Annotated in this window: 20 protein-coding genes and 1 pseudogene; 20 read left to right on the top strand and 1 reads right to left on the bottom strand. The window is 47.3% G+C overall.

The features are described 5' to 3' along the window. Positions 1–199 precede the first annotated feature (199 nt). The 3 genes from VSQ61_RS09015 (at position 200) to xylB (ending at position 4,413) form a co-directional block, all read left to right on the top strand. On the top strand, positions 200–817 hold the full coding sequence (locus VSQ61_RS09015) for a DUF4867 family protein (protein WP_334344108.1): 618 nt from the start codon (positions 200–202) through the stop codon (positions 815–817). Between the two features lie 238 nt (positions 818–1,055). Beyond that, positions 1,056–2,540 (top strand): L-fucose/L-arabinose isomerase family protein, encoded by a 1,485-nt coding sequence (locus VSQ61_RS09010; protein ID WP_334344107.1) that lies wholly within the window; start codon positions 1,056–1,058, stop codon positions 2,538–2,540. A 400-nt stretch (positions 2,541–2,940) separates the two neighbouring features. Next, positions 2,941–4,413, top strand: coding sequence for a xylulokinase (xylB, locus tag VSQ61_RS09005; RefSeq protein ID WP_334344106.1), 1,473 nt, complete (start codon positions 2,941–2,943; stop codon positions 4,411–4,413). A gap of 87 nt (positions 4,414–4,500) precedes the next feature. Here xylB and VSQ61_RS09000 read toward each other — a convergent pair. After that, positions 4,501–4,668 (bottom strand): annotated as a pseudogene (locus tag VSQ61_RS09000) (Fic family protein); the annotation flags it as partial. On the opposite strand from VSQ61_RS09000, the gene VSQ61_RS08995 reads away from it, so the two are divergent. From VSQ61_RS08995 to VSQ61_RS08915, 17 genes are all read left to right on the top strand, one after another. Further along, complete coding sequence (locus tag VSQ61_RS08995; protein ID WP_334344105.1) at positions 4,622–4,819, top strand: hypothetical protein; 198 nt, start codon at positions 4,622–4,624, stop codon at positions 4,817–4,819. The pseudogene VSQ61_RS09000 and the gene VSQ61_RS08995 sit on opposite strands and share 47 nt — an antisense overlap. A gap of 238 nt (positions 4,820–5,057) precedes the next feature. After that, a complete protein-coding gene (locus tag VSQ61_RS08990; protein ID WP_334344104.1) occupies positions 5,058–5,594 on the top strand; it encodes an ECF transporter S component in 537 nt (178 codons plus the stop codon). 465 nt (positions 5,595–6,059) lie between these two features. Beyond that, a complete protein-coding gene (locus tag VSQ61_RS08985) occupies positions 6,060–7,400 on the top strand; it encodes a saccharopine dehydrogenase family protein (protein WP_334344103.1) in 1,341 nt (446 codons plus the stop codon). Next, positions 7,385–10,078 (top strand): PRD domain-containing protein, encoded by a 2,694-nt coding sequence (locus VSQ61_RS08980; protein ID WP_334344102.1) that lies wholly within the window; start codon positions 7,385–7,387, stop codon positions 10,076–10,078. Before VSQ61_RS08985 ends, VSQ61_RS08980 begins: the two co-directional genes overlap by 16 nt. A 286-nt stretch (positions 10,079–10,364) precedes the next feature. After that, a complete protein-coding gene (locus tag VSQ61_RS08975; protein ID WP_334344101.1) occupies positions 10,365–10,769 on the top strand; it encodes a PTS sugar transporter subunit IIA in 405 nt (134 codons plus the stop codon). Positions 10,770–10,791: 22 nt separating this feature from the next. Continuing rightward, positions 10,792–11,256, top strand: a complete 465-nt coding sequence (locus VSQ61_RS08970; protein ID WP_334344100.1) for a PTS sugar transporter subunit IIB — start codon at positions 10,792–10,794, stop codon at positions 11,254–11,256. Positions 11,257–11,278: 22 nt separating this feature from the next. Next, positions 11,279–12,028, top strand: coding sequence for a PTS mannose/fructose/sorbose/N-acetylgalactosamine transporter subunit IIC (locus VSQ61_RS08965; protein ID WP_334344099.1), 750 nt, complete (start codon positions 11,279–11,281; stop codon positions 12,026–12,028). Beyond that, on the top strand, positions 12,015–12,830 hold the full coding sequence (locus VSQ61_RS08960) for a PTS system mannose/fructose/sorbose family transporter subunit IID (RefSeq protein ID WP_334344098.1): 816 nt from the start codon (positions 12,015–12,017) through the stop codon (positions 12,828–12,830). The genes VSQ61_RS08965 and VSQ61_RS08960 overlap by 14 nt, the downstream gene beginning before the upstream one ends. A gap of 72 nt (positions 12,831–12,902) precedes the next feature. Further along, the gene (locus VSQ61_RS08955) at positions 12,903–13,655 is read left to right on the top strand and encodes an alpha/beta hydrolase family protein (RefSeq protein ID WP_334344097.1); all 753 of its coding nucleotides are present in this window, start codon (positions 12,903–12,905) and stop codon (positions 13,653–13,655) included. A gap of 20 nt (positions 13,656–13,675) precedes the next feature. Then, complete coding sequence (locus VSQ61_RS08950; RefSeq protein ID WP_334344096.1) at positions 13,676–14,854, top strand: NAD(P)-dependent malic enzyme; 1,179 nt, start codon at positions 13,676–13,678, stop codon at positions 14,852–14,854. Between the two features lie 274 nt (positions 14,855–15,128). Then, the gene (locus tag VSQ61_RS08945) at positions 15,129–16,184 is read left to right on the top strand and encodes an ABC transporter substrate-binding protein (RefSeq protein WP_334344095.1); all 1,056 of its coding nucleotides are present in this window, start codon (positions 15,129–15,131) and stop codon (positions 16,182–16,184) included. Positions 16,185–16,198: 14 nt separating this feature from the next. Beyond that, a complete protein-coding gene (locus VSQ61_RS08940) occupies positions 16,199–16,537 on the top strand; it encodes a P-II family nitrogen regulator (protein ID WP_334344094.1) in 339 nt (112 codons plus the stop codon). A gap of 17 nt (positions 16,538–16,554) precedes the next feature. Beyond that, positions 16,555–17,703 (top strand): ABC transporter ATP-binding protein, encoded by a 1,149-nt coding sequence (locus tag VSQ61_RS08935; protein ID WP_334344093.1) that lies wholly within the window; start codon positions 16,555–16,557, stop codon positions 17,701–17,703. Further along, the gene (locus VSQ61_RS08930; RefSeq protein WP_334344092.1) at positions 17,687–18,541 is read left to right on the top strand and encodes an ABC transporter permease; all 855 of its coding nucleotides are present in this window, start codon (positions 17,687–17,689) and stop codon (positions 18,539–18,541) included. The genes VSQ61_RS08935 and VSQ61_RS08930 overlap by 17 nt, the downstream gene beginning before the upstream one ends. Before the next feature lie 265 nt (positions 18,542–18,806). Next, positions 18,807–19,607: an ABC transporter permease gene (locus VSQ61_RS08925; protein WP_334344091.1), complete on the top strand. Its 801-nt coding sequence runs from the start codon at positions 18,807–18,809 to the stop codon at positions 19,605–19,607. 25 nt (positions 19,608–19,632) lie between these two features. Then, positions 19,633–20,076, top strand: a complete 444-nt coding sequence (locus VSQ61_RS08920; RefSeq protein ID WP_334344090.1) for a GNAT family N-acetyltransferase — start codon at positions 19,633–19,635, stop codon at positions 20,074–20,076. A 192-nt stretch (positions 20,077–20,268) separates the two neighbouring features. Continuing rightward, the gene (locus VSQ61_RS08915) at positions 20,269–21,102 is read left to right on the top strand and encodes a purine-nucleoside phosphorylase (RefSeq protein WP_334344089.1); all 834 of its coding nucleotides are present in this window, start codon (positions 20,269–20,271) and stop codon (positions 21,100–21,102) included. Positions 21,103–21,108: the final 6 nt, after the last annotated feature.

Genomic DNA, 21,108 nt, shown 5'->3' with positions numbered 1-21,108 from the left:
TGCCTGCCGCTGTAAAGTGCTACTATAAAAATGGTTAGTTTAGTGATGAAACTAAATGGCAGGATTCAGGAACGCAGCAGAATAAGCTTTGAAACGGCAAGCTTTGTAAAGGTAAGGTGCGGCGGAACTGGAACAGAAACACCCTGCGGGTATCCCTTTATACACAAAAACATGTGCAGATCAAAGAAAGGAGAAGAGAATGCAGATAAAAAGTGTAACGGACAAGGCATTTGAGAAGTATGGAAGAGTATTGGAGGTAAAGGTTCCGGATTTGCTGAAACGCTTGGAGGGAACTCCCTGTCCGGAGGATGTGGTGTATGTTGCATCTGCCTCGGAGCTTGAGGCATGTGAGGAATTTGATATGATTCAGGACAGCATTTTCGGAGGAATGCCTATTCAGATCGGTTACTGCAATGGAAATAATAATACCTTGAATGCGGTGGAGTATCACCGCAATTCGGAAATTAATATTCCTCTAACGGGCGCTGTTTTGCTGGTGGGAATGCAGCAGGATGTGGAAGCGGATTTTACATATGATACATCCAAAATGGAGGCTTTTGAAGCTCCGGCCGGCTGTGTGGTGGAGCTTTATGCCACAACTCTTCACTATGCACCCTGCAATCTCAGGGAGGATGGTTTCCGGGTGGTTATCATTCTTCCCAAGGGAACGAATACGGAGCCGCCTGTCTTAAAAGGAGCTTCGGCAGAAGATAAGCTGATGACAGCCAGAAATAAATGGCTGATTGCACATGAGGAATCAGGGCTTGGGGCTGACGGCGCATTTGTAGGCCTTAAAGGTGAGAACCTGAAATTGTAGTTGGAACTTAAAACAGTAATATCCATGCAGTGCACAAATCGAATTACAAGCGCATGGACTTGTGATTGTAATTTGATTTAGATAAAGGTGTACTGAAAGGATATTACGGAACTTAAAACAGTAATATCCTTGCAGTGCACAAATCGAATTACAAGCGCATGGACTTGTGATTGTAATTTGATTTAGATAAAGGTGTACTGAAAGGATATTACGGAACTTTAAATAGGAGGTACATATTATGATTAATATTCCATCTGTAAAAGTGGGAATTGTAGCAGTAAGTCGAGATTGTTTTCCGGAATCTCTGTCCGTAAACAGGAGAAAAGCTCTGGTAAAGGCTTATGAGGACAAATACGGAACAGCAGACATTTACGAATGTCCCATCTGCATCGTGGAGAGTGAGATCCATATGGTGCAGGCCTTAGAGGATGTAAAGAAAGCCGGATGTGACGCTTTAGCAGTTTACCTGGGCAACTTCGGACCGGAGATATCCGAAACACTTCTGGCAAAGCATTTTGACGGTCCCGTTATGTTCGTGGCGGCAGCCGAGGAATCGGGAGATTCCCTGATCCAGGGCCGTGGCGATGCCTACTGCGGCATGCTGAATGCAAGCTACAACTTAAAGCTCCGCAACGTGCGTGCCTATATTCCCGAGTATCCGGTGGGAACCGCAGAGGAATGCGCCGACATGATACACGAGTTTCTCCCTATTGCCCGTGCCATCGTAGGATTAAGCAGTCTCAAGATCATCAGCTTTGGACCGAGACCCTTAAACTTCCTGGCCTGCAATGCACCCATTAAGCAGCTCTACAACCTGGGTGTGGAGATTGAGGAGAACTCCGAACTGGATCTCTTTGAGGCATTCAATAAACATGCGGATGATCCCAGGATTCCCGATGTGGTAAAGGACATGGAAGAAGAGCTGGGCGAGGGCAACCAGAAACCCCAGATTCTCTCCAAGCTGGCCCAGTATGAGCTGACCTTGCTTGACTGGGTGGAGGAGCACAAGGGCTACCGGAAATACGTTGCCATCGCAGGAAAATGCTGGCCGGCGTTCCAGACCCAGTTCGGCTTTGTTCCCTGTTATGTAAACAGCCGTCTTACCGGGCGTGGGATACCCGTATCCTGCGAGGTAGATATCTATGGAGCGCTCAGTGAGTTTATTGGAACCTGCGTAAGCCAGGATGCGGTGACGCTGCTTGACATTAACAATACGGTTCCCGCAGATATTTATAAAGAAGAGATCGCACCGAAGTACGATTATACACACAGGGATACCTTTATGGGCTTCCACTGCGGCAATACCTGTTCCAAGAAGCTGTCCTCCTGCTCCATGAAGTATCAGCTTATCATGGCAAGAAGCCTGCCGGAGGAAGTAACCCAGGGAACCCTGGAGGGCGATATTGTGCCTGGCGATATTACGTTCTTCCGTCTGCAGAGTACGGCTGACTGCAAGCTGCGGGCATATGTGGCACAGGGGGAGGTGCTTCCTGTTGCGACACGTTCTTTCGGAGCCATCGGTATCTTCGCCATTCCGGAGATGGGACGTTTCTATCGCCATGTACTCATTGAGGGGAATTATCCTCATCACGGCGCCGTGGCTTTTGGGCATTACGGGAAAGCGCTGTTTGAGGTATTTAAGTACCTGGGTGTGGAGCCGGATGAGCTTGGCTTCAATCAGCCTAAGGGGATGCTGTATAAGACGGAGAATCCTTTTGGGTAAAATGGAGAGATGATATTACGGTAATGTGTTGATGGCGGACGGAGTTGCCGCAAAATAAGCCGGCAGACATTTCCATATCTGTGTTCGGACGATTTGCGTACACTCTGTATGCTCTGAACGGACACCACCTGGGAGCTTTTCGTTAGTTGAACAGCTTTTGAGGTAGTGTCCGTTCATATCATACATAGCGTTCGCAAATAGCCGGACACCTGATATCGGAAATGCCTGCCGGCTTATTTTGCGGCAACTCCTGTGAAAGTGGTAATATTGCGGAACTGTAAACAGTAATGTCCCTTGCAATGCACAAATTGATTTACAGACATATGCTTTTATGGCTGTAAAATGATTTAGGCTAGGGTGTATTGGAAAGGATGTTACGGAACTGGAATGGAGGCTTTATATGTTGTATGTAGGAATTGATCTGGGAACCTCGGCGGTGAAGCTGTTGTTGATGGATGGAACAGGAAAGATTGAGAAAATTGTATCCAGGGAATATCCCCTGTATTTTCCCAATCCCGGCTGGTCCGAGCAGAATCCGGAGGACTGGTATACACAGTCCCTGGATGGCTTAAAGGAACTGCTTGCAGACTGCGACCGGTCTCAGGTGGCAGGGATCAGCTTTGGCGGCCAGATGCATGGTCTTGTGGTTCTTGACAAGGATGATCAGGTGATACGCCCGGCCATTCTCTGGAACGACGGAAGAACGGGTGAGGAGACGGATTACTTAAATCAGGAGATTGGGAAAGATAAGCTGTCCGAATACACTGCAAATATTGCGTTTGCGGGATTTACGGCACCAAAGGTGCTTTGGGTAAGGAATCATGAGCCGGAGAATTTTGCACGGATTGAGAAGCTGATGCTGCCTAAGGATTACCTTGCTTACCGGCTGTCCGGGACTTTCTGCACGGATGTGTCAGATGCTTCCGGTATGCTGCTCTTTGATGTGAAAAATAAATGCTGGTCCAGGGAAATGATGGAGATCTGCGGCATAAAGGAGACACAGCTTCCGAAGATTTTTGAGAGTTATGAGGTTGTGGGAACGCTGAAGCCGGAGCTGGCAGAGGAACTGGGGCTTTCGGGAAATGTGAAGATTGCGGCAGGGGCCGGGGATAATGCGGCTGCTGCGGTGGGAACCGGGACCGTAGGCGACGGTAGCTGCAATATTTCGCTTGGAACCTCCGGAACTATCTTTATTTCCAGTGAGAAATTCGGTGTTGACGAGCACAATGCTCTGCACTCCTTTGCTCATGCGGACGGGCATTTCCACCTGATGGGCTGTATGCTGAGTGCCGCTTCCTGCAATAAGTGGTGGATGGACGAGATTCTTAAGACCAGGGATTACGCAGGCGAGCAGACGGGGATTAAGGAACTTGGGAAAAATAATGTATTTTTCCTGCCTTATCTGATGGGGGAGCGTAGTCCCCACAATAATCCCAACGCAAGAGGAACCTTTATGGGAATGACGATGGATACTACAAGAGAGGATATGACCCAGGCAGTTTTGGAGGGCGTTGCCTTTGCTCTTCGGGATTCCTTTGAGGTGGCAAAGGCCCTGGGAATCCGGATTGAACGTACCAAGATCTGCGGCGGCGGAGCCAAGAGTCCCCTGTGGAGACAGATGATTGCGGATATCTTCAATATTAAGGTAGATATTCCCGAGAGCGAGGAGGGGCCGGCTATGGGCGGTGCCATGCTGGCAGCCGTGGCCTGCGGCGAGTATGCGAGTGTGAAGGAAGCTGCTTCTAAGATCGTGAAGATTGTGGATACGGTAGAGCCGATTCCGGAGAATGCGGAGCGTTATGAGAAGCAGTATCAGAAGTTCCGGCAGATTTATCCGGCGGTAAAGGAATTGTTTGATGTGATACAGCCATAAGAAAGGGATGCGGATAAAAAGGAACCCTCAATGGACAGGGTAAGTGTTCTCTTGTCCGTTGAGGGTATTATTTAATAGCTATTCCATTTAAAAATCAATTTGCATAAATCGATTTTTCAACTTATGATTCTTACCCATCAACAGATTTTCAAAAAACATATCCAGAAATTTTGTTGTTTCATGGATTCCGTTCTGCCAATCATTATAATTGGCACGAACCAAAGCATTTCTAAAATACCACGAGTTTTCTGCAAATGGTGCTATTGATCAGATTAGGGAGAAACAATATCCGGATGCTCTGAAAGGTTATGGCGGCAAGGCGCTGCCGATAGGAATCGGCTATGACAAAAATGCTGAGGCTGGAAAACGGAAACATACCTACAGAATTGAAAAGGTGCTGTTATAGACAAAGGCTTCGCTAAAGGTGTGATTGAAACAAACTTTTTGCAGAAACTGACAAAGGAAAACACGTAAAGAAAAAATAAGTAAGAGGCAGGGGTGTATATGGCGCTTGTCTCTTTTTTGTTAAACAGACGGCAAAACTGGACTGGTTAATTTTTGCATTACTGGCTATTTTGTTCAAGCCAGAACTGCAATACAATGTGAAAGAACAAAAAAGTCATGGAAAGAAAAGAGGTTTTGTTATGAATTCTAAGCTGAAAAAAATTGTTATGGCAGCGCTGTTTGCGGCGTTTGCATGTGTTGCAACCATGTCCATACGCATTCCCACCCCTGGAACGGGCGGATATATTCATCCTGGTGATGCCATTGTGATTCTCTCCGGTGTGATTCTCGGGCCGGTCTGGGGGCTTCTGGCAGCAGGCATCGGCTCCGCTATGGCGGATTTGATTGGCGGATATTTTATCTATGTGCCTATCACCTTTGTGATTAAGGGGCTGATTGCATTTGCGGCAGGAGTGCTTTATCAAAAAGTTGGAAAGACCTCCAAAAGCAGTTATATAGCCGTCATTCTTGGAGGTGTGGCAGATATTGTTTTGGTAGCCGGGGGATATTTCCTCTGTGAAATATTTCTTTATGGCACCGCCGCAGCTCTGGCAAGTGTGCCGGCAAATATTATTCAGGGAATCGGTGGTCTGATAATCAGCGCCGTGCTGTATCCGATTCTGCTTGCTGTTCCGGATATTCGCCGGGTGGCGCAGGAGGCAAAGGTACAAGCATAAATATTTTGCTTTTATCCAAAAAAACTGTTATAATGTATCCAGTTATATAAACCGGCAGAGGATAACCCTAGAGACTTTTTGTTTGATATAACAAAAAGCGCCGAAGAAGCAAACGGGGAGCGGATCGGCTCCTTTGTGGAAACTGACAGGCAAAAGGAAGGTTATCCGACGGAACTCTGGAGAGAGCGGGAAACCGCCGCCTACGTGGCTATAACCAACTGGTAAAAGGACAGAGAGACAGATGCTCAAGTGCATTTTGTCTCTCTTTTTTTTATAGCTATGAGCCGGGCAGCCAGGGATATACAGGCACCCTCTGAGGTGCTGGCACATCAGAGGGTGCCTGTATATCCCTGGCTATGCGGCGACAGCCGCATAGCGAAAAAACGGAAGTTTTTGAGCGTGCCCGGCGGGGTAAATAATTAGAGTTCGGCCAATGTGTTTTGAAAGGAAAGAGGGATTTGGATTATGAGAATGATGCTGGTAGGAGCAGGAGCAGTAGGAGAATGTATTTTAAAGGTACTGAAAAAGCGGGATCCCAAAGGAGAATGGCTGGAATATGTCTTAATCACTGATTACAGCAGGGAGCGTGCCGAGGAAGTACTGGAGCATCTCAGGGCCTGGCCGGGTTCCGAGAGCAAAATGGCAGAGAACCGAGCGATGTTCATGGACAGAAGAAGTCAGAAAAAGTGCACAATCTATGAAGAGGCCTGTGTGGATGCTCATAAGAAATCAGAGTTGGTGTGTCTGATGAAAGAACATGCTATTGATTTTGTTATGGATGCAGCATCTCCCTTTGTGAGCAATTATATTTTTGACGCTGCCTATGAAGCGGGAGCAAACTATGGAAGTATGGGTACCTGGTCCGTTCCCAAAGAGCATCCGGAGTTTGGAATCGGATTTGAGGGCAGCTATCTGGAACCCATGACAAAATATAACTTCGACCGTCATGAGCAGTGGAAGAAAAAAGGACTTACCGCCTGCATCTGTCTTGGCATTGATCCGGGTGTCGTCAACGTATTTGCCAAATATGCGGCAGAATATCTCTTTGATGAACTGTGGGAAGTTCATGTAAAGGACGGAGGAAACTTGGAGGAGCCTGGGAACCGTAAGGATGTCATAGAATTTGGCTTTAACGTGTGGACGGTCCTGGATGAGGTGATGAATCCCAATGCGGAGTGGAGTCTGGAAAATGGCTTTTTGATCGAGGACGCATTTGCCGGGGAAGAGGAATTTCGGATGCCGGAGCCCTATGGCATCAACCGGCTGGTGAAAGTAGAGCACGAGGAGGTTGTAACCATGCCCCGTTATCTCTCGCAATACGGTCTCAAAAAGGCCAGCTTTAAGATTGCACTGGATGACAATTTGCTGAATGCATTAAAAGTTATTAACGCCCTGGGGCTTCGCAGCACCAAGCCCATAGAGGTGGACGGTGTCAAGGTCATCCCCAGAGACGTGGTAGCGGCCTGTGCCCCTCAGCCCAAGGACATCGGTGCCGAAATGACGGGCGGTATGTGCGTGGGTGTTCACTGTATCGGGAAAAAAGACGGAAAACGAAAGGAATGCTTTATCTATCAGCCCTTTGATAACGAAGAATCCGTGAAAACCTGGGGCATGCAGGCGGTGGTGGCCCAGACTGGCTTCGGGGCGGCCCTCGGAATCGAACTTTTGGGGAAAGGAATTTGGAAAGGTGCGGGAGTGTTCTCGCCGGAATATTTTCCCTCAAAGCCTTATATGGACTTGATGAAGGAGGCCGGGCTTTGGTATGATATAGAGGAAAGGCAGGTGACTGGATGCGGACAAGACTAAATCAGACACAGGAAGGCGTTCTGCAATATATTAGTAAACGGACACAGGAGTTTCCTAAGGTTACTCCGGAGGTATTTACGGCCAATCATTTGGCCGGAGCACTGAACATCAGCAGGAATTCCGCCAGCCAGTATTTGAATGAATTTGCTAAGGAGGGGCTTTTGCTCAAAACAAATTCCAGGCCCGTATATTTTCTCAACCGGGAGGTACTGGAGAACGAATACCATATCCGAATTAACCAGAGCACCTTTGAAAGCCTTGGGGAGTTAAAGGAAGCGATTCGCCGCTTGTCCATGAGGAAAAAGAATTTTGCCAAAGCAGTGGGCAGTGATGCCGGACTTAGCTACGAGATCTCCCAGTGCCGTATGGCAGTCAATTATCCCCCCGGGGGTCTTCCACTGCTTTTTTCCGGTGAGGAGGGAACGGGAAAGAGTCTTTTGGCAAAGCTGACCTATGAGTATGTGGTCGATGAGGGACTGATTAAGCCGGAGGACTGTAAGTTCCGTTTGTTTTCCTGCCGTTCCTATGTAAATGCACCGGCAGAAGCGGTAAAGGTCCTTTTCGGTGATGAAAACAGCAAAGGCCTGCTGGGAACAAAGACTGCTGACATAATATATTTTAAGGATATTAACTGCCTGGGTAGAGAATTGCAGGATCGAATTGCCATGCATATGGAGGGCAGAAGAGTATTTTTTTCTACGTCGCTTTTAAGCTTTGAGACTATGAGCCGCCTGCTTCTGGAAAAGATTCCGGTAATCGTGCGTCTGCTCCCATTGGAGGAACGCTCTTTGGCCGAAAAGGAGCAGATGATCGTTCATTATTATAAACAGGAATCTCTGCGTATCCACCGTCCAATCCGCATTAGCCGGAGGGTCCTGGAACTTTTGTTGAATTACCGCTATGACAGAAATATCAGCCAGCTAAAGTCCTGCGTGCAGGCAAGCTGCATGAATGCTTTTCAGGGAAGTGAGGAGGAAAAGAAGCTATCCGTCCAGGTGGTACACTTGCCGGAGGAGCTTTTTCGTGGGACACGGCTCTCTGATCATTTCGGAGGGGTTATGGGAAAGGCAGGGAAAGATTCGGAACTGCTGGATATAGATCAGCTCAATGTCCATATAAATTCTGACAAAGAGCAGCTTCTGTATGAGAGTCTGCTGGAAAGCTACCGGCAGATGAAGCAGGGGGAGCTGTCCTTTGAAGCCATGATGAAACAGAATCGGGAGACCGTGAACAGTTATTTCGATTACATGATATTTGAAAAAAACTATTCCAATGAAAAAATACGTGTAACGGAACAGGTGCTGACGCAGATCTTTCAGGATATGAACCAGAGGTATGATGCTTCTCTCAGTTCAAATTTTGCTCTGGTGATGTCCCGCATTGTTTATAACCGGATGCGTAATAATATGGGCGGGAGCGGGCAGATGCAGGAGGGCAAGGAAAGCCTGTTGGAGCTGCAGCAATATCTTCAGGGAGAATGCAGACGGGAATATGGCATTATGGAGGAGATAGTCAGCCTTGCAGAAAAGCATCTGGAGCTTACCCTGGAGAGGGGGGAACAGCTATTGCTCCTGCTGAAGATCTGCCAGAATCAGGATCGAATCCATGGGCTGAATACCAGAGTCCTTGTGGTGTGCCATGGCTATTCCACGGCAAGCAGTATTGCAGATGTGGTAAATCAGATTTGCGGAAAACGGATTTTTGACGCTATCGATATGCCCATAGAAACTAAAACCTCTGTGGTGGTGGAGCAGATTGAATGCTATCTGGAAACAGCCTTGAATGGAAATGTGATTATTATGGTTGACATTGGTTCTCTGGAAACTATTGATTCCATGCTGCGTATCCAGTTTGACGGAACTCTTGGCATTGTAAACAATGTGTCAACCCGCCTTGCTTTGGATGTGGGCGACAAAGTGTTGGCGGGAATGCCTCTGCCAGAACTTCTTGAGAAAGCAAAGGAAGGGAATACGGTATCCTACCGGATTATTGAAAAAAAGAAAAAAGAAGAAGCCATCCTCTTTGTCAGCGAACTGGGAAATGACATTGCCCGAAAAGTGTCTCAGCTGTTTCTGCGGAGTATTCCCAGGCAGATAGAACTCCGTCTGCTTTGCTATGATTATGAGGATCTGAGAAGTCAGACAGCCGGACTTCAGTCCCAGTACCATATTCTGTTCTGTGCCGGTATGGCAGATCCGGCACTTATGGAGGTTCCGTTTGTTTATCTGGAGGATATTATTTCCTTTAAGCAGATTGAGACGGTAAAAGGCTATCTGTCAGAATATCTGGATGAACAGGAGCTTCAACAGTTTCATCGGAATCTGCTTAAGAATTTTTCCCTGCAGAATGTGATTGAGTACCTTACGATTTTAAATGCGGATAAGGTGCTGGAGTTTGTGGATGAGACGCTGGAGCAGCTTCAGATTGCCCTTGGCCGCCGATTTTCCGCAAAGACAGTGATTGGGCTTAATATTCACATAAGTTGCCTGGTGGAACGTCTGGTTAAAAAGACACCGATTATGAGCCATATGGATGAGGAGGTTTTCGTAAAGGAGCAAAAAAAATTTATAGACACGGTGCGTATTTGTTTTCGCAATATCACGGATCATTACGGGGTGGAACTTCCTATCAGTGAGATCCATTATGTGTGGGACTATATCTATCACGAAGCCGGTTAATGGCATCAGGAGAAAGCAATTTATACGCTGGCAATAAACCGGGTGGTTAAAAGGAAAAGGCAGGCATTTTGTTTAAGCAAAATGTTCGCCTTTTTCTTTTGACGAAAACAGTGTCGAAACAGTGTCGAAAACGGATTCCAGTGTCTGTTAGAAAGCGGCTTTTCACAGGCTTTGTGACAAGAAAAGAGCTGTTGTGATAAAAGGGTCTCCAAAGGGTTTTTTCCCGAAAAAATTTGTGCTAGATTAATGGCAACAAGCAGAACAGCGAGAGAAAGGAGGGTGAAGCATGAGAAAATTCCTGCTTGCATCTCATGGAAATCTGGCATACGGAATGAAGAATACCATTGAGATGATTGCCGGGGCCAGGGATGATATTCAGGCAATCGGTGCTTATACAAAGGAGATACCCGACTTGAAAGCCTACATGGATGCCTATATGAAAAATAGGGATGAAGATGAGGAACTTGTGATTGTGACGGATCTCCTAGGAGGAAGTGTCAACAATGAAATGTCTCAGTACAGGATGCTGCCGAACGTGTATGTGGTTGCAGGTATGAATGCCGCACTGGTGCTGAATCTGATTATGGGAGAGGACAGTATCGAGAAGCTGATTGCCGAGAGCATTCAGGCAGCCAGAGAACAGATTTCCTATATGGAAAATGAAAAGGATTCTGTGGAAGAAGATTTTTGAGGAAAAAAAGGAGGAAAATCAGATGATTAAATTGTTGAGGGTTGATCACCGTCTGTTGCATGGCCAGGTGGTATTTAGCTGGAGGAATATTCTGGATCCGGATTGCATTCTGGTAGCGGATGATAAGGTGGTAAAAGATGAACTGCGTAAGACAACCTTAAAGCTTGGAAAGCCGGATGGAGTAAAGCTGGTTATCAAGGGAATAGACGATTCCATTGAAGCCATCAACTCGGGAAAGACGGACAGCTATAAGTTGATGATCGTGGTGTCCAATGTGACGGACGCAGTTCGTCTGGCAACGGAATGTCCCCAGATCACGTCCATCAATCTGGGAGGAACAAAGGCAACGCCTGAGACCCATTCTGTCAGTAAAATGGTTAATCTGACGGATGAGGAGGATGCAAAGCTCACGGAAGCTTCCGCACAGGGAATCCATGTGTTTATTCAGGCAGTGCCCAGTGACACAGCCGTAACATACAAAAAATAAAAAGATTTTGGAGGAAGAGAGAATGTTAAATACAATTTTAGTAGGACTTGCTGCTTTTTTTGGTTTTCTGGAATGCGGAATCGGAAACTCCATGGTGCAGCGGCCTATCGTGATGGGGCCGTTGGTAGGCCTGATTTTAGGTGATATACAGACAGGATTAAGTGTAGGAGCAACTCTGGAGCTGGCATTTATGGGAAGCCAGGCCATTGGAGCTGCTCTGCCGCCGGAGATTACGGCAGGGGGGATTCTGGGAACCGCATTTGCCATTACCTCCGGTGCGGGAGCAGATGTGGCTGTTACCCTGGCACTTCCCATTGCTACGGTAGCTCTGCTGGTGAAGAATACATATTACCTGGTGGTCCGGGGTGCACTTTTGCATATCAGTGACAAATATGCGGAGAAAGGTGATTACAAAGGTGTCGCAAGAATGCATATGCTCAGCTTTCTGTCCTATGCGGCGGTGATGGCCGTGATTATTGCAATCTGCTTCCAGGCAGGAAGTCCGGCCGTAGAAGCCTTTCTGGCGATGGTTCCCCAGTTTGTAATGGATGGTCTCTCCGTAGCCAGTGGTGTTCTGCCTGCTCTTGGTTTTGCAATGCTGGTAAATATGCTGCTGAATAAAAAAGTGGCTCCTTTCTTTATCATCGGATTTGTTCTTGCGGCTTATCTGGGGATGCCGGTTCTCGGAATTGCGGTTTTGGGTGCAATGATTGCATTACTGCTTATGAATGGAAATAACAAAGTGGAGGTGGCTGAAGATGAAGACTTCTAATGAAACAACCATTACAAAAAAAGAATTAAATTCGGTATTTTGGAGATCCTTTACCATTAATGCATCCTTTAACTATGAGCGACAGATGAATCAGGGCTATGTATATTCCATGATTCCGGTACTGAAAAAGCTTTATCCGGAAAAGACACTTCTTGCGGACGCACTGAAAAGGCACAGTGAATTCTTCAATGTAACACCTATGGTATCTCCCTTTGTGATGGGGTTGTCTACGGCCATGGAAGAGCAGGGAGCAAAGGATGAGAATTTTGACAAAAGCTCGATCAGTGCTGTGAAGTCGGCACTGATGGGACCCCTTTCGGGAATTGGAGATTCCGTATTCTGGGGAACGCTTCGCCCTTTGGCGGCAGGAATTGCATGTTCCCTGGCGATGGGGGGAAATGTTTTGGCTCCCATTATCTTCTTACTGCTGTTTAATATCCCTAATGTGCTGTGCCGCTACTATGGATTGAAAGTGGGCTATGGCATGGGTACGAATTTCCTTATGGAAATGGAGAAGTCTGGCGTGATGCAGAAAGTATTTTCCGCAGCTTCCATGATTGGTCTTATGGTAATCGGCGGCATGGTCGCCTCTATGGTCAGCCTGAACCTTGGAATCACCATTGGGTCCGGGGATTCTGCTATTGCACTGAATGACGTAGTGAACGGCATTATGCCCAAGATGCTGCCGCTGTTTGTGACCTTTGGACTTTACAAGCTGGTGCGAAAAGGAATTAAGCCCAATACAATACTGCTTGGCATTATCATAGTAAGCATTTTGGGAACCCTGATTGGACTTTTCTAAATGGAGCAAGGAGGGGTGCCACAGAGCAAGATGAATTTTGCAGCCCCCTTTTTGAATGCAGGAAAGGAATGCATGATGAAGAAATATGTAGAGACAGTAAGCCGTGGCCTGACGTTGAGGGGATTTTTGGAGCTTCCGAACACTGCTTTGGAAGATGGGAAAAAACCGCCTGTGATGCTTATGTTTCATGGCTTTACGGGATGTAAATCGGAAAAATATTTTCTGCTGTCCAGGCTTTCCAGGGGGTTGGCGGAGGCAGGAGTGGCAAGCCTGCGGTTTGATTTTGGGGGAACGGGGGAAAGCGACGGCGATTTTGCGGATGTTACCCCCAAAACGGAGATTGAAGATGGTCTGGCAATTGTGGACTTTGCGGAGAGCCTGGATGAGATTGACACAAAGCGGATCAGCTTATTGGGCTTTAGCCTGGGGGGATTTGTGGCAGCCAATGTGGCAGGTACCATACCAGAGAAGCTGGAACGCCTGATTTTGATCTCTCCGGCCACTTCGACTCATAAGAAGATGGAAAAGATGTATATGGAGACGGGAAGCTGCGGCCGCGGTTCGCTGGTCCTGGGACGCAAATTCTTTGAGGATGGGAATGGGATTGACGTGATGGAGGTATCCTCCCGCTATGAGGGGCCGGTTACGATTATTCAGGGAACCATCGACACGGCGGTGACACCGGATACAGCCCTGCGTTATAAAAATAATTTTCGAAATGCACAGTTGCACTATATAGAGGGTGCCGTTCATTCCTATGACAGCCCAGAGCATTTTTGTGCTGTGCAAGCTCTGGTGACAGAGGCGATGCTTCAAAAGGTGTAATGAAAGGGGCAAGGTTTGCCATGAACTATGAAAATGAATCCTTGAAAATGCATTATGAATTAAAGGGAAAGATGGAGATGGCATCCCGGGTGTCTGTTGACACAAAGGAAGCTTTAAGCCTGGCTTACACACCGGGGGTGGCTTGTCCTTGTCTTGAAATTCAAAAAGATTTGAGCAAGAGTTTTGAGCTGACCCGGCGTTGGAATACGGTTGCTGTTGTCACGGATGGCACTGCGGTACTGGGGCTTGGTGATATCGGCCCGGAAGCCGGAATGCCAGTGATGGAGGGCAAGTGTGTCCTTTTTAAGGAGTTTGGGGGTATTGATGCAGTTCCCCTCTGCATTCGCAGTAAAGATGTGGAAGATATTGTAAATACGGTCCGCCTGCTTGCAGGAAGCTTCGGAGGAATTAATCTGGAAGACATTTCATCTCCCCGATGCTTTGAGATAGAGAAAAGATTAAAAGAGACCTGCGATATCCCTGTTTTCCATGATGATCAGCATGGGACAGCCGTAATTACGCTAGCGGGAATGATCAATGCGTTAAAACTTGTAAAGAAAGACCTGAAAGATGTGAAAATTGTCACTTCCGGGGCCGGTGCCGCCGGGATAGCAATTATCCGGCTGCTGATGGCAATGGGATTGACGAATGTTGTTATGACCGATCGTCAGGGGGCAATTTATGAGGGGCGGGAAGGCTTAAATTCCGTAAAAAAGGAAATGTCTGTTATCACAAATTTTAACCGTGAGAAAGGAACTTTAAAGGAAGTTATCAGAGGTGCGGATGTGTTTATCGGGGTATCGGCTCCGGGGACGCTTACAGAGGAGATGGTTCGCTCTATGGCTTCCGATGCCATTATTTTTGCCTGTGCGAATCCCACTCCGGAGATATTTCCGGAGGAGGCGAAAAGAGCAGGGGCGACAGTTGTGTCAACCGGTCGCTCGGATTTCCCTAATCAGGTTAACAATGTCCTGTGCTTTCCGGGATTATTCCGTGGTGCCCTGGATGTAAGGGCTTCGGACATTAATGATGAAATGAAGATTGCTGCGGCGTACGCAATTGCAGGACTGGTTCATGAAGATGAACTGAATGCTGATTATATACTTCCGGCGGCCTTCGACAAAAGATTGAGAAGCACCGTAGCGGAAGCGGTGGCAAATGCTGCGGTAAAAAGCGGTGTGGCAAGGAATCTGATATAAAAAGTTGGCATGCAATCGCTCAGATGGGCGGACATTACCCTGAAATTTTAAAATAATTCATAAAACCCATTGACGTACCCCGCACTTTTTTATATAATGCAAAGTGCGGGGAAGCGTTAAAAAAGAGCCTCGCCTAATATGGTGGTTTCATTCGGAGACGGATGGGGTTCATTGGTTAGAAGCACATAGGACGGGAAAGTCAGTAAAGCTTTCTCCAGTCCTATTTTTTTATGCATTAGCACATATTACGGAACTAAATTGGGAGGAACATAAGGTGAAAAGAAAAGTAATTGCGTTATTCGTGACAACAATGCTTTTGATGACGTTATTTTCCGGATGCGGAAAAAAGGACAGCGGGGAGAAGCTGTATTTATATAACTGGACGGAGTATATACCCCAGAATGTCTATGATGCTTTCGAGGAGGAGACGGGAATCAAGGTCATAGAATCCACATTTTCCTCTAATGAGGAGATGCTTGCCAAGCTGACGGCAGGCGGCTCCGATCAGTACGACCTGGTAATGGCAAGCTGCTATGTGGTAGAAGCTATGGTAGAACAGGATCTGATTCAGCCAATACATAAGGAGAATCTGGAGAATCTGGGCAATATCAGTGCTACAGCTTTGAATCAGGATTTTGATCCGGATAACGAGTACTCGATTCCCTTTATGAGCACCATTACCGTGATTGCCGTAAATAAGGAAAAATGCAAGGAACTGGGCGTGGAGATCAAAACCTTTGACGACCTCCTAAATCCGGCCCTGGAAAATAATATTGTAGCCGTGGACGACGTCCGTGAGATTGTAGGAATCGCTCTGAAAGCCCAGGGACAGGATTCCAACAGCCGTGACCAGGCGGTTATCGAGGCCGCACTGCCCTGGCTTCTAAAGCTTCAGCCCAATATTAAGGCCTATGACAGCGACAGTCCCAAGACCCTGCTGGCGGCCAATGACGTGGCTGTGGGCATTGTTTACAATACGGACGCAGGAATGGCAATCAAGGAAAATCCGGATATTGATGTGGTATTCACAGAAGAGCCCTGCCAGATTTCCATGGACAATTTCGTAATGACCGCCAATGCCCAGAATGTGGAGAATGCGGAGAAATTCATAGACTTTATCCACAGGCCGGAGATTTATAAAATGATTTTGGATGAATTCCCGAGCGTGTGTCTCAATGATGCGGCTCTTGAGGTTCTGGACGAGGAATATCTGAACAATCCGGGGAGCAACGTAGAAGCTTCCGAGATTGAACGGGCCGATATGATCGGGGAAGTGGGCGATGCGGTTGTCTGGTATGACGAAGTGTTTACGAAAATGAAGACCAATTAGTGAGGGAGGCTGCTATGAAGAAGATTGAGATTATAACAAGGCCGGATAAACTGGATATTATCAAAAAAATATTGGCAAAAAACGAATACTCGGGTATGACCGTGACTGCGGCCATGGGCTGCGGGCGGCAGAAAGCAGATGCAAAGGATTTTGAGGAACTGAATCTGGATATGAATCTTTTGCCGAAGATTCATGTAATGACGGTAGTGTGGGATGAGGATCTGGAGGAAATACTCTGCGAGCTGCAGCAGAAGCTGACCACGGGAAGCGTGGGAGACGGCAAGATCTTTATTTCAACAATTGATGATGTGATGCGGATTCGGACAGGGGAGCGTGGATACAAAACCCTGTAGCAGGGGAGGAACATTGGATGGAGCGAAGCAGAGATAAGGTAATTATCCGTCTGCAGGATGTAGATAAAAACTTTGATGATGACAGGGTAGTAAAGAAGCTGAATCTTAATGTGGAAGAGGGAGAGTTTCTGACTATGCTTGGGCCCTCGGGCTGCGGCAAGACAACGACCCTGCGGATGATAGCGGGCTTTGAATATCCCACCTCCGGACAGATTTTTCTGGAGGGCACAGACGTGGAGGGGAAGAAGCCCAATGAACGGGATGTGAATACGGTATTTCAGAATTATGCCCTTTTTCCCCATATGAATGTCTTTGACAATATCGCTTTCGGACTGGTGGAGAAGAAAGTAAAAAAGGATGAGATCCGCCGCAGGGTGGAGGAGATGATCAAACTGGTGCGTCTGGACGGACTGGAAAAGCGGATGCCCTCCCAGATGTCCGGAGGACAAAAGCAGAGGGTAGCTATTGCCCGGGCGTTGGTGAACCGGCCCAAGGTGCTGCTTTTGGATGAGCCTTTGGGGGCACTGGATCTGAAGCTTCGCAAGCAGATGCAGGTGGAGTTAAAGCATCTGCAGAAGCAGTTGGGCATTACGTTTATCTATGTTACCCATGATCAGGAGGAAGCCCTGACCATGAGTGACCGAATTGCTGTTATGAACCAGGGGAATCTGGAGCAGGTGGGAACGCCGGAGGAGATCTACAATCATCCGGAGACAAAGTTTGTGGCGGATTTTATAGGAGAGTCCAATATTATTGAGGGCTATATAGAGGAAATGACAGAGGATTCCATTGAAGTAACCATGGAATCGGGAAAGGCCAGAATCAGGGAGACGGGCTACCGCCTGGAAGAGATGGTATATCTCTGCGTGCGGCCGGAGAACCTGAAGCTTTCTATGGAGTCGGTGGAGGGATTCCGGTTCCGGGGGCAGGTTCGGGAGCATATCTTTGTGGGCTCTATCAATAAGACCATGGTAGAGCTTCCCAATGGACAGATGCTCAAAGCCGAGACGCCGGCGGAGGACGATCTGATTCCGGTTGGAACCGTGGTGAATGTGTACTGGAATCCGGGAAAGGTTGTAGTGATGCGGACTAAGGAAGAGCAGATCTACAATGTGATTGAGCAGTCTGTTAAGATAGAGGGAATGACCAATGATCAAATCTTTTAAGAAGCGTCTGGGTGTGATTACTACAGTGGGACCTACGGTTCTGTGGCTGGCGGCATTTCTTATGATTCCGCTTATCTATGTGATAGGAATCACTTTTTTGACAAAAAATGCTTATGGGGGTGTGGATTTTACATTCACCCTTTCGAATTATGCCAGTTTGTTTCAGAGCGAGTATGCAAAGGTGTTTTTTGATTCCCTTTTGCTTTCCCTGGAAACTACAGTGATCTGTCTGCTGGCGGGCTATCCCTTTGCCTATATTATTGCTAATGCACCCAGGAAAGGGAAGCCTGTACTGGTGCTGCTTTTGATGCTTCCTTTCTGGACAAACTCGCTGATTCGTACTTATGGGTGGAATACGCTTCTCCGCACAGAGGGAATTATCAATCATTTTCTGCAGGGAATCGGAATCATTGATCGTCCTTTGGAGATGCTTTATACGGATGGGGCGGTGCTGCTTGGTATGGTGTATGCCCTGCTGCCCTTTACGGTTCTGCCCATTCATACATCTATTGAGAAGTTAGATCCCTCTCTTTTGGAAGCGGCGGGGGATCTGGGGGCAGGCAGGGTGCATGTGTTTACCAGAGTCATTCTTCCTCTCACTATGCCAGGGATTTTTGCAGGATCGATTCAGACCTTTATTCCGTCACTGGGATTTTTCTTTATCTCGGATATGATGGGCGGGGCAAAGACCATGTATATTGGAAACTTGATTAAAAATCAGTTCCTGTCGGCCAGAAACTGGCCCCTAGGTGCGGTACTGTCCATTGTGCTGATTGTGATTACGCTGATTCTGATGAAGCTCTACACCAGAGTGGGGAGCCTGGAAGACATGGCTTAGGCATGAGCCGTGCGGAAAAAGACAGATTGTGCCAGACGTTGTGCTGGCACATAAGGCTGGCACAATCTGTCTTTTTCCATAGGGCGAAGCCCGTCCAGCGAAATGGAGCAAGGCGGAATTGAGCTGGCTCACGGCGGGGTAGATTATTTGCATGAATCAAAGGCATTCAGGCGTTGTACTGGCACATAAGCCTGAACCGGTTTGGCTTTTTCCATAGAGCGAGATAGAGCATAGCAGAATGTTGTGGAAAAGAAAGGAGATGCATATGAAAAAGCAGAGAAACGTACGTGAATTTAAGCCGGGCAGTGTATTTTATGCCTGCCTTATTTATCTCTTTCTATACCTGCCCATCTTTGTAGTGATTGCATTTTCTTTTAACACTTCTAAAATGAACATTACCTTTGAGGGCTTCACTCTGGAATGGTACGGAAAAATGTTTGAAAACCGGCAGCTTATGCAGTCCTTTTTCAACACCATAATCGTAGCGGGAGTGAGTACAATTCTTTCCGTAATTCTGGGGACGCTGTGTGCTCTCGGACTCTATAAATTTGAGTTTAAGCTAAAAAATGCTTTAAACAGTGCTTTATATATCCCCATTGTAATTCCGGAACTGGTATTTGCCATTGCCCTGCTGATTTTCTTTACATCCTTAAATGTCAGCATGAGCATGGCCACGCTGATTATTGCCCATGTAACCTTTTCCATGCCCTTTGTGGTGATTACGGTTCGGGCAAGGCTGGCAGGCTTTGATCATTCCATTGAAGAAGCGGCCAGGGACCTGGGAGCCAATGAGCTTCATACCTTTTGGCGTGTAACACTGCCTATGATCTCTCCGGGAGTAATTTCCGGAGGAATGCTGGCACTTACCATGTCTCTGGATGATGTGGTGGTCAGCTTCTTTACCGCAGGGCCGGAGAGTACGACCCTGCCCTTAAAGATTCTTGGTATGGTTCGTAAAGGCGTGTCTCCGGATGTGAATGCGCTGTCAACCCTGATGATCGTGGGGACGATTGTGATTCTTTTGACTTCAACCATGATTCAGGGGCGTTTGGAGAGGAAGATGTAAATAATGAAAGGAGCTGGCAAAACCATTGTTTCATATAGAGAAGATGCAGGAGAGCATGCGTGACAAGGTTCTCCCTATGGTGCAGGAGTTTTACCATAGCGATGCGGTGTGCCATCCGGTAAAGTCTGCGGTGCTTGAGCGGACCTTTGAGGATGCGGTCAGTGAAGATCCGCTATTGGAAGGCTATGTTTTGATGGAGGATGAAGAAATTATAGGCTTTGGCTATACGACCATCTTTTATGCCTGCGAGGCAGGCGGCAGATGTATGATGTTTGAGGAGCTTTATTTAAAAAAGGAAACCAGAGGCAAGGGGTATGGAAGCCGCTTTTTTCAGGAAGTGATGAAGCAGCACCCGGAGGTGATGCGCTTTCGGCTGGAGGTAACCAGAAGCAATGAAGCGGCAGTGCGTTTGTATGAGCGTCTGGGATTTGCTTTTTTGGAATATGATCAGATGGTATTGGATCGGTAAAGTCGCAAAGTTTCTCTCATTACAGGTGTGCCCAAGTGACTTTGCCCTTTCGTACTGTTGCATAGTAACTTAAAACAGTAATATCCTGCCGGTGCACAAATCGATTTACAGACGCAGCTCTAAGCGGCTGGAAATTGATTTAGATAGAGGTGTACCGACAGGATATTACGGAAGTGTAATAGGAGGATATATATGAATCAGGCTTATGAGAAACTGTTAAACTGCTATGAGAGCTGTAAGAGCAAGGTGGATTTTGTACCGAAGGTTGCTTTGGTTCTTGGATCGGGATTAGGGGATTTTGCGGACACGATCCGTCAGGAAGCGGTTCTGGACTATGGGGACATCGAGGGTTTCCCCCAGTCTACGGTAGAGGGGCATCAGGGGCGTTTTATTTTTGGCTATGTAAAGGATGTTCCGGTAGTCTGCATGCAGGGAAGAGTACATTATTATGAAGGATATCCTATGAATGATGTAGTTCTGCCTATCCGTCTGATGAAGCTGATGGGAGCGGAAATCCTTTTTCTTACCAATGCGGCAGGCGGAGTTAATCTGGACTACCGGCCGGGGGATTTGATGCTGATTCGGGATCATATTTCAGTGCTTGTGCCTTCGCCGCTGATAGGGCCTAACTGCAATGCCCTTGGGCTGCGGTTCTGTGATATGAGCGATACTTATGACGGGGCTCTGCGCAGTGTGATTCGAAAAACAGCAGAGGCTATGGGAATTTCTATTCAGGAGGGTGTGTACATGCAGTTTACAGGCCCTCAATATGAGACGCCGGCAGAGATTCGGATGGCCAGGACCCTGGGAGCTGATGCGGTAGGAATGAGTACGGCATGTGAAGCAGTAGCGGCTAATCATATGGGAATGCATATCTGCGGAATTTCCTGCATTACCAATATGGCAGCAGGTGTGACGTCTCAGCCTTTGTCCCATGAGGAAGTTCAGGAAACGGCAGATCGAACGGCGCCCCTTTTTAAAAAGCTGGTGACAGAGAGCATTGGGGCTCTGGCGGAAGCCATTTAATTTAAG

The organism is Candidatus Merdisoma sp. JLR.KK006 (genome assembly GCF_036941035.1).
In the GTDB taxonomy this organism is placed as follows: domain Bacteria; phylum Bacillota; class Clostridia; order Lachnospirales; family Lachnospiraceae; genus Laedolimicola.
The sequence above is the reverse complement of the archived record's forward strand: the minus strand, read 5'-3'. Positions and strand labels throughout refer to the sequence as shown.